This window comes from Pseudomonas sichuanensis (genome assembly GCF_003231305.1).
GTDB classification, from domain to species: domain Bacteria; phylum Pseudomonadota; class Gammaproteobacteria; order Pseudomonadales; family Pseudomonadaceae; genus Aquipseudomonas; species Aquipseudomonas sichuanensis.
The window spans coordinates 1-958 of sequence record NZ_QKVM01000131.1; the positions used below are offsets into that span (position 1 = coordinate 1).

Genomic DNA, 958 nt, shown 5'->3' on the forward strand with positions numbered 1-958 from the left:
GTCGAAGCGCAGGTCGATGCGGCGCTGGCCAACCTGGCTGCTCGCCAGCCGACCGCTGCTCGGGTCGTACTGGTAGCGCGTGGTCAGCCCGTCGAAGCCGGTCTCTTCCAGGCGGCGCCCGGCCAGATCGTAGACGAAGCAGGCGCGGCTCTCGTTCTGGTTCTCCAGGCTGATCAACCGGCCGAGCTTGTCCCAGCGGTAGCGCAGCTTGTGCTCCAGCGCATCGACACGCTCGGCGAGCATTCCGGCGCGGGTATAGCTCCAGGTGGTACAGCGATCCAGCGCATCGACATGGGCCAGCAACCGGCCTTCGGCATCGCGCTCGAAGCGCTCTTCGGTCATGTCCGCATGGGTGACCTTGCTCAACTGCCCCGCCTTGTAGGCGTACTGAATGCTCTCGCCCAGCGCATTGCTGGCCTGCACCAGGCGCCCCAGCTCGTCGTACTCCCATTTACTGGTCTTGCCGGAGCAGTCGGTGTATTCGAGCAGTTGCCCGGCGTCGTTGTACGCCAGCTTCTTCTCGTTGCCGTTGGCGTCCTTGATCGCCTTCAACAATCCCGTCGAGGTGTAGGCAAACTCGGTCTTGTTGCCCAGCGGGTCGACCGTTTCGACCAGGTTGCCGACATCGTCGTAGTCGCGCAGCCACAGGCCGCCTTCGGCATCGCTGATCTTGATCAGCTGGTCTTTGTCGTCGTAGGCGTAGTGCACCACCGTGTGGTCGGCGCGGATGTGCTGCAGGCGGTTGCTGCGCTCATCGTAGGTGTAACGGTCCTGGCTGCCGTCGGCGTGCAGGTGGCGGATCACGTTCTTGCGGGCGTCGCGGAACAGCCACTCCGAGCGCTCGTCGGCGTGCTGGATGCGGTAGGTGTAGCCCTCGGCGTCGTAGTAGTGGCGGGTCTGGCCGCCGTAGGCGTCGGTCACGGTGGTCAGGCGGATGTGCGCGTCCCACGTAAGGCGG

General features: G+C 65.0%; 1 pseudogene. It reads right to left on the minus strand.

Annotated elements, in window-relative coordinates:
• Window positions 1-958 (minus strand): annotated as a pseudogene (locus DM373_RS28400) (RHS repeat protein); the annotation flags it as partial.